Raw genomic sequence first — 14,011 nt, 5'->3', positions numbered from 1 at the left:
GCCTTGACGTATTCCCGATCGTCGGACTTTTACACTATGTCCGGTTTGCGTGCGATGGCAGATCTGCCTACGTGTTTGGAGTGGGCGAAGCGCAGTGTCAATCTGCGGCAGCGGGAACGGGTAATGGCGCTATGTCCCGGTTGAAGTAGTCCAGGAAGGGTTCGCTGCGCCGCCAGAGGTCGGTGATGGCAGCGACGGCACTTGCCACGAGTGCGGGATCGTCAACCCGCTTGGCGCCGATGGGTGTCCCCTGGCCGTTGTAGCGGACCTGGTAGAGGACCTGTTGGCCGTAGACCATCAGCTCCGGCAACGACGCCGCGGTTTCGAGGTGGGCGATGGCGGTGGTCGGCAGGGCGCTGATGGCGTGCCCGCATTCGACGAAGATCCGGTGGCTGTGGGATTCCCACTGCAAGTAGGGCGTCGGCGGGTACTCGACAATGCGAAGGCGCCGGAACTGCAGGCCCTGCCGGGTATAGCGGCCGACCTCCCGCCTGATCCAGTCGCGTTCTCCCTCGAAGATCTCCATGACCCGCGTCCAATCGCCGGCCACGAACGCGTCCCACGCGGGGTCGTCAAGCTCGTTGAAGAACTGTGAGCGTTCGAGTTTCCAAACCACGCCGCCGTCGAGCTGGTCTTCCTCCCGGTCACTGTCGGCGTGGAAGGTCGGACGGTCGAGAACAGTGCCTTCAGCGGTGCGGATGCGGTCGAAGATGCTGTCGCCCACAGATTCCGTCCTCTGCTTCGGAAGGGTTGGGTGGCGAGTCGCCCGGTGCGCGGTCGGTCAGCACTACTCGCCTTTACAGCATTGCACAGCGTGATCGCAGCCGTTCGCCCTATCCACAGATTCCCGGGCCCGCCCGGTGCCCGGCCGCCACCTCAACTGCGGGGGTGATCGCGGCTGCCCTGCGGAAATGACGAGATCCGGCGCCGGATCTCGTCATTTCCGCAGGGCCGTTGCCCCGCACTGCTCCGGAACCGGGAAATAAGGGACACGCGGGCACCCGCCCGGCCCCGCGGCCATTGGTGCCGCTTTCCTGCGCAGACCGCCCGCCGCTCGGCCGCGGGCAAGGCCGCATAGTGGAGCTGAGCCGCCGGCCGGCCACCGATGGGAGTGCCCGGCCCGCCACTGCCGGCCCCGCCGCCGTCTTGGTCGGCCCGGCAACCTCCGGGATCAGTAGCCGAAGTTGAGCGGCATGCGCGCCACCAGCAGGGGAGTCTGGCGCAGGTCCTTGAGGGTGCGTTGCAATCCGGCGAGAGCGCAGACGGCGCGCATGCCGATGTTGGGGTCGGGCTCGCCGTCGTCCTCGATCGTGCCCGCCGCGGCGAACGCGGCGCGGAGGTTGGGCGGCAGGTTGGGCAGGTCCGCCTCCAGGTCGAGGTCGTCGACGTTGATCGAGGCGAGTTCCTCGGCGTCGACGGCGTAGATGACGCTGGTGTCCCCGTCGAGGGTGAGCCGGCTCGTCGCAGCGGTGCGCCGGTGGCCGGCGAGCGCCGCCGTTGTGCCGGGCAGGACGGTGGCTCCCGCGTCGTCGTAGATGAACGTCCAGGCACCGATGCTTCCCGCCAGCAGCGTGCCCGCCGCGGACGCCGGTTCGCCGTATTCCGCGTAGTCGGCGTCTTCGGGGGAGTCGTGCCCATCGGCACCGAGGGCCGCCTCAGGCAGCGAAGTCCACTCGTTGGGCTTTTCACCAGGCAGTTCGCACGTCTGGACCGACGACGGTTCGGCGCCGAGCATCTCCAGCACCTCTGCCGGCTCCAGCCCCTTCACCACGTGCACGATGTGGTTCGGGTCGGCGGTGGCCAACCCGCTGATCCAGCTGGGGCAGCCGTCGCCATCGAGCGTGTGCGGTCGAAATCCGGGCGTCGGCATAGCGGTCTCGTTTCTGAGCTGCACGGTATAGCGGGATGACCTGGGCGACGCTACCGGAAAGGGTCGGCGGCCCCCGCCAGGGCGGGCCGTCCGGTGCCGGTTGGCCGGACTCGGCAGTAGCACGGCCTACCATTCGTGTGCCGGGTGCATCCCGCTGCCTTCCCCATGACTTCAGATGCGCGGTGACTCCTCCCGAAATGCCCTTTTTGGTGAACCGTCGGGTGGTGGTATTCGGCGCGGCGGCAGCGACGCCCCGGAGGGGGTGACGCGGGTCTCCCTGCCTTCCGAGGCACCAACTTCAGTTAACGGGCGTCCTACAAGGCGTCTGCTGCCTAGAGAGGACAAGTGTGAACAACACCGACTCCCCGCGCGATTTGCGACTGATCGTCACCGGCGGGGGCACTGGGGGCCATACCTATCCCGCACTGACCGCTGTCAACGCCCTGCGGTCGCGGCTGGAGTCCTCCGGGCGCGGGCTGGAGGTGCTGTGGGTCGGCGCCGCCGACAGCCTGGAGAGCCGGGTGGCCGCGGCGAACGGGATCCCGTTCCAGGAGGTCGCCACCGGCAAGATCCGCCGGGCGAAGAACCCCCTCAAGCTCGCCTCGCCGGAGAACATCCGCGACATGGGCAAGGCCTTCCGCGGAGTCTTCCAGTCGCGCCGGGTCGTCTCCGACTTCCGCCCCGACGTGGTGCTGGCCACCGGCGGCTACGTCGCCGTGCCGATCGGCCTGGCCGGCCGGATGGCGGGCCGCCCGCTGGTGGTGCACGAGCAGACGGTGCTGTTAGGGCTGGCCAACAAGGTGCTGGCGCGCGCGGGTGCGCGCATGGCGGTCACCTCCGAGAACACCCTGGAGTTGCTGTCCGGCTCCGCCCGCGCCAACGCGGTGGTCACCGGCAACCCGGTGCGCCCGGCGGTGTTGGAAGGCCAGGCCGAGCTGGGCGCGAAAGGGCTCGGTTTCGAGGGGCACAACCCGGACCTGCCCACGGTCTATGTCACCGGCGGAGCCCAGGGCGCGGTGCAGATCAACAACACCGTCCGCGACCTGCTCCCGTGGCTGCTGGAGCGCGCCAACGTCGTGCACCAGTGCGGCGAGAACAATTACGAGGCGCTGCGCGAGGCCACGCCGGACCTCGACGCCGAGACGGCGGCCCGCTACCACCTGACCGCGTTCGTCGGCCCGGAGTTGCCCGACGTGCTGGCGCTGGCCGACGTGGTGATCTCCCGCAGCGGCGCCGGGACCATCGCCGAGCTGACCGCGCTGGGCAAGGCCGCTGTGCTGATCCCGCTGGCCTCGTCGGCCGGCGACGAGCAGCGGCACAACGCCCGCCACCTGCAGGAGGCGGGCGCCGCGTTCGCACTGCCGGACGAGGTGACGCCGGAGCTGCTCCGCGAGAAGCTGGAGCCGCTGCTAGACGACCCGGACCGCCGCACCGCCGTCGCCGCGAAGGCCCGCGAGCACGGCAAGCCCGACGCCGCCGACCGGCTGGTGGATGTCGTGCTCAGCGCAGCGGCGAAGTAGCCGACGGGGGATACGGGGGATCCGGGGAGAGGTGGCGCGCCGGGCCTTCACAGGCCCCCGTCCTTCACGGCGGAGAGGAAGGCGCGCCACTCGGGTTGGGGGAAGGTGAGGGTGGCGAGGTCGCGGTGCTTGGTGTCGCGGATGGCGCTGATGTCGGCGGTGTCGGCTATCTCTACACAGTTGGCGGACCCGGTACTGAAGCTCGACTTGAACCAGATCGCTGTCTCTTGGTCGAAGCCAGCGCGTTTCATGCGAACTCCTCCATGATCGTCTTAATGAGCTTCGCTGACTCTACTGGCGGCAGCGCTGCGCCTTGAAGTTGGTCGTATATAGATTTGTGAAGGGATATCTCCCTTATGCCCTCTTTGTAAGTGTTTCCTCCTCGACTCTCGATGTAGACGATGGGTGGATAGCTCGGTCCGATCTCCAGTAGCGAGAACGGCCCGTCCAGCCCGGTATGAGCGCCACAGGTCGTCGGGATGATCTGTATGGTCACGTGGGACCGCTCATGCATGTCGAGGATGTGCTTTAGCTGGGCGTAGTGGACCTTAGAGCCGCCTATCGGGCGACGTAGGACATGCTCCTCCATGATTGACCAGAGCTGCAGTGGCTCAGGCGTACGGTCAAGTACCTGCTGGCGTCGGAGGCGAAGCTCAACAAGACGTTCCCGGTCATGCTCGGCAGCGCGGGGGTTCAGCTCGGACAGGAGGGCACGTGCATGATCAGCCGTCTGCAGTAGGCCGCAGATCATATGCGTGTGCCAGTCCTTCAGGCTGATCGACACTTCTTCAAGGCCCACGTACTTTTCGTACTTCGCTGGGAGCACGTCTTCATAGGTAGTGGTCCAGCTCTTCCTGCGTGCGTTGGACGCTAGTTCCCGAAGCACGCCTGTGAGGTCCTCAGGGACCGACAGCAACTCCGCCAACTTAGCCAGCTCCACCTTGCTGGGGATCGACTTCCCCTTCTCCATGTTCGAGACTCGCGGTGGATGGACTCCCAACTCCCGCGCGACATGCGTGCCGGTCAGCCCTGCCTCTTCCCGGAGGTCTCGAAGCATCGTGCCTAGCCACAGTCGACTGGCGATCGGACTGTGCTGCTCCTGCGGATCTTGGCTCATGCGTCGTGCTCCCCTGCCTCCGTGCTCACTGCCACCGCACCGCAAGTATGTCGGTCATCGAGATGCTTGCCGAACGCTCCGAATAATTATTCGAAAGTAATTGCCAAAGTAATTACTCCTAGGGCACCATGGTAGCCGTACGAATCCAGCAAGTTACAACCAGTGCAGAGGCTTCCTTGGAGGGACTCCATGGCCAGGACACAACAGGTACATGTAGAGGGAGACGACCCCACCCCCACCCCCTGGCCCCGCCTCGGCCAGCGCATCCGCTCCGCCCGCGAGAAGCTCGGCATCACCCTTCCCGACCTCTCCGCCCGCGCCAGGGTCGGGGAGTTCACCCTTCGCAAGATCGAATCGGGCGAGGAGGACCCCGGGCGCTATGCCATCGAGCGGCTGGACCGGGAGTTCGGCGCCGAAGGCGTCCTGGTCGACGCCTGGGCGCAGGTCTTCATCAGCCACCATGTCCGCACCGGCGCCGGCGTCGACCAACTGCACCGCGAAGCGGGCCAGATCCGCGTCTTCGCGCCGCTGGTCATCCCCGAACACTTCCAGACCGAGGACTACACCCGCGCCCTGGACCGCGCCGAACGCCCGATGGAAGCCCACTACCTGGTTCGCGACCGGCCGCGGCTGCCCCGGCTGATGGCCGGATCCTCCGGCCCGCCGTACCACTGCCTCATCCTCGACGAGGCCGCGCTGCACCGCACCGTCGAGGGCCCCGAAACCACCCGCGACCAGCTCGCCCACCTGCACCGGCTCGCGCAGGCCTCCTACATCACGGTGTACGTCATCCCGAGCGCCACACCCCACCACCCCGGCCTGCGCGGCGCGTTCTGGACGCTGTCCTACTCGCCCCGCCACGCGCTCGCCTACACGCCGCACCCGCGGGGGCCGGGCGCGCTGGTCACCGATGCCACGCACATCAAGGGCTATGCGGACCTGTTCGCGACCCTGCAGGGCGCCGCACTGCCCGTCGCCGAATCGCTGGCCCTGCTCAAGGAGGCCGCCGAGCGGTCCGCGCCGCGCCGCGCCATCACCAGTGGGAACGCGTCGGGCACCGCAGCGGCCACCCTCGGTGCCGCTGCGTATCCGGCGGCCGCCGATTCGGCAGTCCCAGCCGCACCCCCAGCCACCAATCCGGCCGCATCCACACGCAATCCGGCTGTACAGGCGCGCGCGGCGGCCGATTAAGGCGTCGTGCGGTGGTTAGCGGGGCGGTAATACCCAGCACGTGCTTTTCCGACACGTAAAAGCTCTGGCGAGTGCGCCCCACGCACCCCCAGAGCATGGCCGACATTCCACACCCCAATGGAGCCGCCGACATGGCCATTGTGCCGCATGTGCCGCCACAGCCCGAGCTGTCCAGCAACTTCACTGCCGTGGCCACGGCCCCGGCGCTGGTCCGGAATCCGCAGACCACCTGGCCCCCGCGCGTCTACCCGGGAGTGACCGCGCAGGCCGCGCGGCTCCGCGCCGACCTGCGCGCCGACCTCGCCAAGACGCCGGGCGTGCCCGATGACCTGACCGAAACGATCACGCTCTGTGCAACCGAAGCCTTCGCCAACGCCGCCGAGCACACCCGCTCCGGCGAACCCGCCGGTCGCGTGGTGCGCGCGCTCTTCGCCCCCAAGCCGCGGACGCTGCGGCTGGTCGTCGTCGACGACGGCTCCCCGGACACCGTTCCCGAGGTGCAGTACGGAGGCACCGCTGCAGAGCGGGCGAGTGCCGAGTGCGGCCGCGGGCTGCTGCTCGTCGAATCCCTCGCCGACCGCTGGGGCACTGCGCCGGTCGTGCCCTACCCCTTCTGCGCCGAGCTGGGCACCGCTGTGTGGGCCGAATTCACCACTCAGGAGGACATCAGATGACCCCGACCGCCCTCTCCCCCCGGCTGCGCGAAGTGTGTGCCGCCCCGCGCGGCCGCCGCTTCCCGCCGAGCGGCGCCTCCCGGAGCCGGGAAGCCGCCCGGCGCGGGGCATCCCGCCCGCCCGGCGGTGCTGGCGGAGCCGCTCCCGCACCGCGCCCGCGCGAAACCCGGCAGCCGCCTCAGGCGCCCGAACCACCCGCGCCGCATGCCGTGCCGCCCCCGCTGTCGGCGCGCACCCGCGCCATGCTCGCCCACATGCGCGGCAACCCCCGTGTCGCCTACCGCCTTGACCACGGCGAAACCCCCGCGTGGATGCGCACCGCGGCGCGCGCCGACCGCGAACGGCCCCCGCGCCGCGAACCGGTACGTGTCCACTGCCGCACGGCCACCGGACCGCGCCACCGCCGCCCGGAGCGGTTGCCCGGCTGGTCGGCGGCGCCGGCCGCCTACGGCCTCGCGGCCCTCGCCGGCGCGCTGGTGTCCTATGCGGTCGGCGCGGCGGCCGTGCTGTTGTAAAGCGTTGTTTAGAGCCGCTGTGCCAGCGTGGTCCCCGGGCGCAGCCCTCGCCGCCTGCGGTTCTCCCTCCCGGATTCACCCGCCCGATCGACCGGCGTACCGCCCCCGGGTGCACGAGTTGCCCGGCGAAGCCGGGTGCCGGGTGTCATCCCTCCCCGCCGCCGTGGCGGTGGTGGCTCTGCGCATCGTTCTCCTGCTGGAGGGCGTGTGCGAGCAGCGCCGGATAGTCGGCGGCCACGCCCTGCAGGAGCGTTTGCACCGCCGTATCAACCTCCTCCCCGGTGATCGGCGCGTGCCCGAACAGCACCCGGTAATGCACGAGGGAGCCCAGCAGGTCCAGGATGAGCCGCCGGTCGGTGTCCGCACGCAGGTCGCCTCGTTGCAGGGCGCGCGACAGGGTCTGGTCGACCGCGGCGCGCGGCGGGTCGAACAGCGCCGACATGAACGCTGCGCGCAGCTCGGGGTCGCCGGCGCAGTCGGCCAGCAGCGGCCCCAGCACATCGGGCGGCATCCGGTCGAAGACGCACGCGAATAGGGAGATGCACTCGCTGATGTCGCAGAGGGTGCACTCCGTGTCGGGCGCCTCGACCTGGCCGAGGCGTTCGGCGAGTGCGGCCAGTACCAGGTGCTGGCGCGTGGGCCAGCGGCGGTAGATCGCCGGTTTCGTGGTCCCCGCGCGCCGCGCCACGGATTCCATTGTCAGTCCGCTGTACCCGGACTCGTTGAGTACGTCGAACGTCGCCCCCGTGACGGCGGCGTCGATCTGCGCGTTGCGGGGCCGCCCCGTCCGCAGGGGAGCGCCGGCGCGGCTGTGCGGAGCTTGAGCTTGCATGCCCCCTAGTCTAGCGGATATGTTTCGTTACGAAACGGAACGAAAGGGGGGCGAGATGATTCACGCCAGGAACCTCTCCCGCCGGTTCACCCTCGGCCGGGAGCAGGTACACGCGGTCCGCGATGTCGACATCGATGTCGACCCCGGCGAGGTGGTCGCCTTCCTGGGGCCGAACGGGGCGGGCAAAAGCACCACGCTGCGCATGCTCACAACCCTGCTGGCGCCCACGGCCGGCGAGGCGGTGGTCGCCGGCCGGAACATCGCGCGCGACCCGGTGGGCGTGCGCCGCCGGATCGGCCACATCGGGCAGGGCAACGGCTCCTTCGGCGGGCTCCGGGTGCGCGAGGAGCTGTACTCGCAGGGCCGCTTCTACGAACTGGACCGGCCAACCGCCAAAGAGCGCACCGCCGACCTGCTGGAGCGGCTGCAGCTGACCGAGCAGGCCGACCGCGACGTGGCCACGCTCTCGGGCGGCCAGCGGCGGCGGCTCGACATCGCGATGGGGCTGGTCCACCGTCCTGAGCTGGTGTTCCTGGACGAACCGTCGGCGGGCCTGGACCCGCACAGCAGGTCCAACCTGTGGGAGCACGTGCTGGGGATGCACCGGGAGTACGGGACCACCGTCTTTCTGACCACCCATTACCTCGATGAGGCCGATTCCGTCGCGGACCGGGTTATCGTCATCGACCACGGCCGCATCATCGCCGACGGCACCCCGGACCAGCTCAAGTCCAAGGTGTCCGGCGACCTGTTCACGGTCGAACTCGCCGAAGACGCCGACTCCGGTACCGCCGGCGCAGCCGCCGATATCGCCGGTGCGGTCCCGACCGCCCACGACGTCGAGTCCGTCGACGGCACGGTCCGCTTCCGCGTCGCCCACGGCGACACGGTGACCCCCGAGGTCGTGCGGGCCATGGACGCGGCCGGTATCCGGCTGCGCGGCACCCGCGTGCAGCGGCCCACCCTCGACGACGTCTTCCTCTCCCTGACCGGCCGCAGACTGCGGGAAGGCGGAGCTGAGGGCGAGGGCTGACCGGCTGACCGGTCCGCCGCCGCCCGCGACCACCTGCCGCAACCGGTCAGCGCTCGCGACGCCAGAACGACAGAAAGGTATGGCAAATGAGCGTGCTCACCGCCACCGGTTCGGTGCTGAACCGGGAGATCCGGTCCAAGCTCCGCACTCCGTGGCCCTACATCGAGGCGATGGCCGACCCATTGCTGCTGCTGGCGCTCTTCGGGCCGCTCGTGGCCGCCCTCAGCGGGTTCCCGGGCATGCCCGAGGCCGGGACTGCCCAGTGGTTCGTGCCCGGCATGCTCGTGCTCATGGTTTTCACGACCAGCGCGTTCATCGGCGCCGGGTTCCAGGAGGAACGGGACTCGGGCGCCCTGGAACGCATGCTCGTGACCCCGGTCAGCCGGTTCGCCCTGCTCGCCGGCCGGGTGCTGCGGGTGGTCGTGGTCGTCGCGGTGCAGTCGCTGATCGTTGTGGCCGCCACTGTGCCGTTCGGCCTGCAACTCCAGCCGCTGGGTATGCCGGTCGCCCTGCTGCAGCTCGCCACGCTGGCGGCGGCCCTGGGCATCAGCTCCCTGGCGGTCGGGCTGCTGCTGAAGAACTCCTACGCCTTCTGGGGTGTGGTGTCGATCGTATACACCCCGATCATCGTCACGTCGGGGGCGCTGCTCCCGATGGAGCTCGCGCCCGGCTGGCTGTTCGCGGTCTCCAGGATCAACCCGCTGGCCCACGTGGTCGAAGGCCAGCGGGCGCTGTTCACCGGCGGCGCGGCCGAGCCCGCGGTGCTGCTGGGGTTCGCGGTGGCTCTGCTGTTCGGCGCCGTCGGCGCCCTGCTGGGTATTCGCGCGATGGGGCGTATCCGGGCCTAGCCGATTGCGAGGGGCGGCCGCGGTGCTTCCAGGCGGGGGAGCGGGTGTCGGTGCCGGCTCGTACTGTTCGCTTGCAACCGCCCTCGGCTGAAGGACAGGACGATCGGCATGAACGACGATGCGGCCCGCAGCGCTGCCGAGCCCGCCAAACCCACCACCCCGCAGGAATGGAGCCGCTTCCTCCAAAGACACGGCGACCTCTACCTGCGCACCGCCAACGAGTACGTGCGGTCCCGCATCACCGCCGAACAGTGGCGGACGCGCTGGCTGGGCCGCGATCCGGCGGCCGAGGAAGACATCGCGGCGGCCGAGCAGCGGCTTGGGGTACGGTTTCCGCCGACCCTGCGCGGTTTCCTGCTCACCTGCGACGGCTGGCATGGCGGCGGCACCGTCGATGAGGTCCACGCGTGCGCGGAGATCGGTTGGCTGCGCGACAGCGACGCGGGTCAGGACCTGATCGAGATCTACGGGTTCGGCGTTCCGGACGATGGCGCGGCCGACGACGGGGAATGGGACGGCGGGGAACCCGAGCCCGTGCGGGTGTTCGAGCGGGCGCTGGAGGTCGGCAGCGGCGACGGCGAGCACTGGTTGCTCGACCCGACACGGGCCGCTCCGGACGGGGAGTGGCCCGCCTATGCGTTCCTGGCCGGCGACGGCTTTCTCGACGAGTTCACCGACTTCGCAGCACTGTTCCGCGACGGCTGCGACTTCCTGGTGCGGTGCACCGCAGACGGCCCTCGAACAGCGCCCGGCGCGCGGTAGGCGGGCGGAGCCCGCGGGGCCGGCCGCGGCGTCTTCGAGCGGTGAGCGGGTGTCGGTGCCGCCTCGTATGCTTCGCCGGTAACCAGCCCGGCGGAACGACAGGACGATTGGTATGAACGACGACGACGCGGCCGGCAGCGCCACCGAGCCCGCCAAACCCACCACACCGCAGGAATGGCGCGTGTTTCTGCAGACGTACTGCGACCTCTACCTGCGCATCGCCGACGAGCGCACGCGGCCCCACATAACCACCGAGGAGTGGCGGACGCGTTGGCTGGGCCGCGACCCCGCGGACGATGAGGATATCGCAATGGCCGAAGAGCGGCTGGGGGTGCGGTTGCCGCCGACGCTGCGCGGTTTCCTGTACACGAGCGACGGCTGGGCCCATCCCTGCAACGTCGAAGAGGTCTTCGGGTGCGGGGACATCCATTTGCTGCGCGACACCACCTACGGCCAGGACCTCATCGAAATTTACCGCCGCGTTTGGGAAACGGGAGAGGACCCATTTCCGGTGTCGCTGTTCGAGCGGGCGCTGGTGGTTGCGGACGGCGACGGGTTTACGTGGTTGCTCGACCCGGCGCAGGCCGGCCCGGACGGTGAATTCCCCGTCTATGATTTCATGCCCGGCGAAGGACATTTCTGGGAGTTCACCGACTTCGGCGCGCTCTTCCGAGAAAACTATGAACGCTTGGCGGAGGAGGTTGCGGACGTCGAAAGGAAGGACGCAAAAGCGGACGACGAAGCCGGGGAAGCCGAACCGCCGGCGGGCGCTGCAGCCCGCGCCGGCCATGGCACCGGCAGCATTGCGGGCAACCTGACCGGGGAGCCGCTGACCTGGGGCGGCGGGGCGGCAATGGAGACCAATTCCCTTGCCCTGCCCTACGAGTAAGCCGGCGGCACCGGCCCCGCCCTGCCCGCCGGCATCGATATCCCGGCCGGCTATTCGGCGAGGTCGGCGGCCTGCTGGCGCAGGGAGCGGATGAGGGCTTGGGCCGGCGGCGGGGTGGGGCCGGGCAGGCGGGCCAGGCTGACGCGGCGCTGTTCCTCGGGCAGGTCGTCGATGCTGATGAGGCGGACGCCGGGCGGGATGGCCGGCAGCAGCGTGGAGGGCACGGTGGTGATACCTGTTCCGGCTGCGACCAGGTGCAGTTTGGTCAGCCAGTCGCGAGCGGCGTGGTGGATGCGGGGCCGCCCGGGCAAGCCCGGCCAGACGCCCAGCAGCGGCTGGTCACTGCCTGCCGGGCCGGCAATCCACGTCTCACCGGCGAGCTGCTCGGCGGTGACGCCGGCGCGGTCGGCGAAGCGGCTGCCGGCCGGCACCGCCAGGACCAGGCGGTCCTCGATCAGCGGTTCCACCCGCAGGGGCGGATCGTCGGTGTCGGGTGAGCGGTGCGGTGGCCGGGAGGTCAGCAGGGCGAGGTCGAGGGTGCCGGTGCGCAGCGCCCGCACCAGTGATGGGGTCGTGCCCTCCCGCGTGGTCACCCGGGCGCGGGGGTGCTCCCGGCGCAGGGCCGCCAGGGCGCCTGCCACGAGCACCGCTCCGGCGGCGGGGAAGAAGCCGAGCCGCACCGGGCCGGTTTCGTCCTCTGCTCCGCGCAGCTCCCGGTCGGCCGCATCCAGCGCATCGAGCGCGGTCACGGCGTGTTGCAGCAAGGAACGGCCCGCCGAGGTCAGCCGCACGCCGCCGGGATAGCGGTCGAACAGCCGAACGCCGGTGGCCTGCTCCAGGGCTGCCACCTGTCGGGAGGCGGCCGACTGCGTGTAGCCCAACTCCTGGGCCGCAGCCGTGAAGGTGCCCCGCTCGGCCACCTCGCGCAGCACCCGCAGCCCAACCAGTGTGACGTCCATGAGCGGACAGCATATCCGCCATGCACAGCATTCGTTGGCGGAATGGCAGCGGCGTTTCTAGCGTGAATAGCGTGAACGAACAATCCGCCAACCGGGCCTCCGAACTGGGAGGCCGGTTGCCCCTCCTGTTTCCCAACGGCCTCGACGAGGCGCAGCGCGCCGTCTACGACAGGCTCGGGACCACGCGCCTGCCCGGCGCGGACGAGGCCGGCTACCTGACCGTGCTTCCCGACGGGCGGTTGATCGGCCCGTTCAACGCCATGCTGCGCAAGCCGGGCATAGCAATGCCCTTGCTGGAGTGGGTGCAGGCGATCGCGCGTACCGGCATCCCGGCCGATGTCCGCGAAGTGGTCATACTCGCCGTGGCCGCCCAGTGGCAGGCAGAGTATGCGCTCTACGCCCACACCGCGGCCGCCGTGCGTGCCGGCGTGCCCGAGGCCGCGATCGAGGCGCTGCGGCGCGGCGACACGCCCCGCGGCCTGCGTGCCGAGGCCGATGTCGCCCATCGCCTGGCCACCGCCCTCGTCCGCGACCACCGGGTACCACCAGCCCTCTACGCCGACGCGGTGGCCGCGTTCGGCGCGGACGGGCTCGTCGCGTTGGTCAACCTCATCGGCCAGTACCTCAACACCAGCGCGCTGCTGACCTGCTTCCAGATCCCCGCACCCGCTGGTTGACCCGCACCCCGCACCAAACCGCACGAGAAAGACAAGGAACGGAAATGCCGCTGATCAACGTCCACCTGCGCCGGGGAACCGCCCCCGAGTACCGCCGCAACGTATCCGCTGCCATCCACAAAGCCATGGTCGACGTCTTGCAGATCCCCGAGGACGACCAATTCCACGTCTTCCACGAGGTCTCACCCGACAACTTCCACATGCAGCCGGTCGTTTTCGGCCTGCCGCGCAGCGAGCACACCATGTTCATCCAGTTGTCCTTCAACCAGCGCACAGCCGAGCAGAAGAACGAACTGTTCCAGGCGATCGTGGGCAACCTCCGGCGGTTCGCCGACGTCCCCGAGGAGGACGTCATGATGGTGGTCCTCGAAACGGCCCGCGAGAACTGGTGGGCCGCCGGCCGCGTTGTCAACCCCGAAACCGGCTACGACGCGCGCATGACCGATGCCCCTGCCGAAACCGCTGCCGGGAACTGATCCGCGTTACCGTCCCGCCCCGGGAGTACCGACGGTTCTTGCAGCTTCCAGGGTTGTCGCCGCCGCGCTGCAGGCTGCGCGCGCAATGATCCCGCGGCGGAGCGTTTCCGGCGGTGCGGCGGGGTTCCGGGGCAGCGCGCAGCCCCGGCCCGCTGGAAACGCTGGTGCTATGTTGGAAACAGCTGAAACGTTGCCGTATGTACCGAGTTGTCCATACTGGTGACCGGCCTGGAGGTGGATTAATGATCAACCCGGACAGTTGGGGCCTTTCGCCCAAGCGCAAGACGGTCCGCTCGCCCAGGATCCGCCGCGCGATCCGCGCGACCAACAAGAGCGCCAAGCCCGCACCCGCACCGAAGCCCGCGACCGGCGGCTGCTGGCCTTCGCCCTGGGGCAACGGCACCTGGAAGAACCCGCTCGGCGACTGACCCCCGCGGCAGCCGGCTGCGACCGGCCCTCCGCCCTGACCCGCAGGCGCCCCCGGACCGCTGCATTCACGCACCGCGGCCGGGGGCGCCGCTCATGTGCCCGGTCGGACTCGGGGAGCGGGGTGTGGCCGGTCTTGACCGCGGAAACACCGACGGCGCCCGACTCCGATCCCTGGATTCCAGGGTGGAGCCGGGCGCGCGCAAGTGGTGAGTGAAGGTT

At 69.8% G+C, this 14,011-nt stretch carries 16 protein-coding genes and 1 pseudogene; 11 read left to right on the top strand and 6 right to left on the bottom strand.

From position 1 onward, the window contains the following. Positions 1 to 97: 97 nt before the first annotated feature. A complete protein-coding gene (locus tag ACYVD5_RS00370) occupies positions 98 to 724 on the bottom strand; it encodes a DUF6879 family protein (RefSeq protein ID WP_460998797.1) in 627 nt (208 codons plus the stop codon). Between the two features lie 447 nt (positions 725 to 1,171). Further along, positions 1,172 to 1,870 carry a hypothetical protein gene (locus tag ACYVD5_RS00365; protein WP_460998796.1) on the bottom strand — a complete coding sequence of 233 codons (699 nt, stop codon included), beginning with the start codon at positions 1,868 to 1,870 and terminating at the stop codon, positions 1,172 to 1,174. Between the two features lie 347 nt (positions 1,871 to 2,217). On the opposite strand from ACYVD5_RS00365, the gene ACYVD5_RS00360 reads away from it, so the two are divergent. Then, positions 2,218 to 3,390 carry a UDP-N-acetylglucosamine--N-acetylmuramyl-(pentapeptide) pyrophosphoryl-undecaprenol N-acetylglucosamine transferase gene (locus ACYVD5_RS00360; protein WP_460998795.1) on the top strand — a complete coding sequence of 391 codons (1,173 nt, stop codon included), beginning with the start codon at positions 2,218 to 2,220 and terminating at the stop codon, positions 3,388 to 3,390. A 47-nt stretch (positions 3,391 to 3,437) separates the two neighbouring features. Here the strand turns inward: ACYVD5_RS00360 and ACYVD5_RS00355 are convergent, their stop codons facing one another. Both ACYVD5_RS00355 and ACYVD5_RS00350 read right to left on the bottom strand, forming a co-directional pair. Further along, complete coding sequence (locus ACYVD5_RS00355; RefSeq protein ID WP_460998794.1) at positions 3,438 to 3,641, bottom strand: DUF397 domain-containing protein; 204 nt, start codon at positions 3,639 to 3,641, stop codon at positions 3,438 to 3,440. Beyond that, complete coding sequence (locus tag ACYVD5_RS00350; RefSeq protein WP_460998793.1) at positions 3,638 to 4,507, bottom strand: helix-turn-helix domain-containing protein; 870 nt, start codon at positions 4,505 to 4,507, stop codon at positions 3,638 to 3,640. The genes ACYVD5_RS00355 and ACYVD5_RS00350 overlap by 4 nt, the downstream gene beginning before the upstream one ends. 189 nt (positions 4,508 to 4,696) lie before the next feature. On the opposite strand from ACYVD5_RS00350, the gene ACYVD5_RS00345 reads away from it, so the two are divergent. The 3 genes from ACYVD5_RS00345 (at position 4,697) to ACYVD5_RS00335 (ending at position 6,887) form a co-directional block, all read left to right on the top strand. Further along, positions 4,697 to 5,698 carry a helix-turn-helix domain-containing protein gene (locus tag ACYVD5_RS00345; protein WP_460998792.1) on the top strand — a complete coding sequence of 334 codons (1,002 nt, stop codon included), beginning with the start codon at positions 4,697 to 4,699 and terminating at the stop codon, positions 5,696 to 5,698. A 95-nt stretch (positions 5,699 to 5,793) separates the two neighbouring features. After that, complete coding sequence (locus ACYVD5_RS00340) at positions 5,794 to 6,372, top strand: ATP-binding protein (RefSeq protein WP_460998791.1); 579 nt, start codon at positions 5,794 to 5,796, stop codon at positions 6,370 to 6,372. Positions 6,373 to 6,626: 254 nt separating this feature from the next. Next, the gene (locus ACYVD5_RS00335) at positions 6,627 to 6,887 is read left to right on the top strand and encodes a hypothetical protein (RefSeq protein ID WP_460998790.1); all 261 of its coding nucleotides are present in this window, start codon (positions 6,627 to 6,629) and stop codon (positions 6,885 to 6,887) included. Positions 6,888 to 7,032: 145 nt separating this feature from the next. Here ACYVD5_RS00335 and ACYVD5_RS00330 read toward each other — a convergent pair whose 3' ends face one another. Further along, the gene (locus tag ACYVD5_RS00330) at positions 7,033 to 7,719 is read right to left on the bottom strand and encodes a TetR/AcrR family transcriptional regulator (protein WP_460998789.1); all 687 of its coding nucleotides are present in this window, start codon (positions 7,717 to 7,719) and stop codon (positions 7,033 to 7,035) included. Positions 7,720 to 7,774: 55 nt separating this feature from the next. Between ACYVD5_RS00330 and ACYVD5_RS00325 the strand changes: the two genes are divergently transcribed. From ACYVD5_RS00325 to ACYVD5_RS00310, 4 genes and pseudogenes are all read left to right on the top strand, one after another. After that, positions 7,775 to 8,752: an ATP-binding cassette domain-containing protein gene (locus ACYVD5_RS00325; protein ID WP_460998788.1), complete on the top strand. Its 978-nt coding sequence runs from the start codon at positions 7,775 to 7,777 to the stop codon at positions 8,750 to 8,752. A gap of 77 nt (positions 8,753 to 8,829) precedes the next feature. Further along, positions 8,830 to 9,600, top strand: a pseudogene (locus ACYVD5_RS00320) (ABC transporter permease); the annotation flags it as partial. Between the two features lie 108 nt (positions 9,601 to 9,708). Continuing rightward, on the top strand, positions 9,709 to 10,362 hold the full coding sequence (locus ACYVD5_RS00315; RefSeq protein WP_460998787.1) for an SMI1/KNR4 family protein: 654 nt from the start codon (positions 9,709 to 9,711) through the stop codon (positions 10,360 to 10,362). 112 nt (positions 10,363 to 10,474) lie between these two features. Further along, entirely contained in the window at positions 10,475 to 11,251 is a 777-nt protein-coding gene (locus ACYVD5_RS00310; protein ID WP_460998786.1) for an SMI1/KNR4 family protein, read from the top strand. A gap of 50 nt (positions 11,252 to 11,301) precedes the next feature. Here the strand turns inward: ACYVD5_RS00310 and ACYVD5_RS00305 are convergent, their stop codons facing one another. Further along, positions 11,302 to 12,210, bottom strand: coding sequence for a LysR family transcriptional regulator (locus ACYVD5_RS00305; RefSeq protein ID WP_460998785.1), 909 nt, complete (start codon positions 12,208 to 12,210; stop codon positions 11,302 to 11,304). Between the two features lie 71 nt (positions 12,211 to 12,281). Here ACYVD5_RS00305 and ACYVD5_RS00300 point away from each other — a divergent pair, with 71 nt between their 5' ends. The 3 genes from ACYVD5_RS00300 to ACYVD5_RS00290 all read left to right on the top strand — a co-directional run bounded on the left by ACYVD5_RS00300 (position 12,282) and on the right by ACYVD5_RS00290 (position 13,791). Then, on the top strand, positions 12,282 to 12,887 hold the full coding sequence (locus tag ACYVD5_RS00300) for a carboxymuconolactone decarboxylase family protein (protein ID WP_460998784.1): 606 nt from the start codon (positions 12,282 to 12,284) through the stop codon (positions 12,885 to 12,887). A 44-nt stretch (positions 12,888 to 12,931) separates the two neighbouring features. Continuing rightward, the gene (locus ACYVD5_RS00295) at positions 12,932 to 13,363 is read left to right on the top strand and encodes a tautomerase family protein (RefSeq protein ID WP_460998783.1); all 432 of its coding nucleotides are present in this window, start codon (positions 12,932 to 12,934) and stop codon (positions 13,361 to 13,363) included. Positions 13,364 to 13,605: 242 nt separating this feature from the next. Beyond that, positions 13,606 to 13,791: a hypothetical protein gene (locus tag ACYVD5_RS00290; RefSeq protein WP_460998782.1), complete on the top strand. Its 186-nt coding sequence runs from the start codon at positions 13,606 to 13,608 to the stop codon at positions 13,789 to 13,791. Positions 13,792 to 14,011: the final 220 nt, after the last annotated feature.

This window comes from Streptomonospora sediminis (assembly GCF_054778995.1).
Note: the sequence above shows the minus strand (reverse complement) of the source record. Positions and strands in the feature narration are given on the sequence as shown.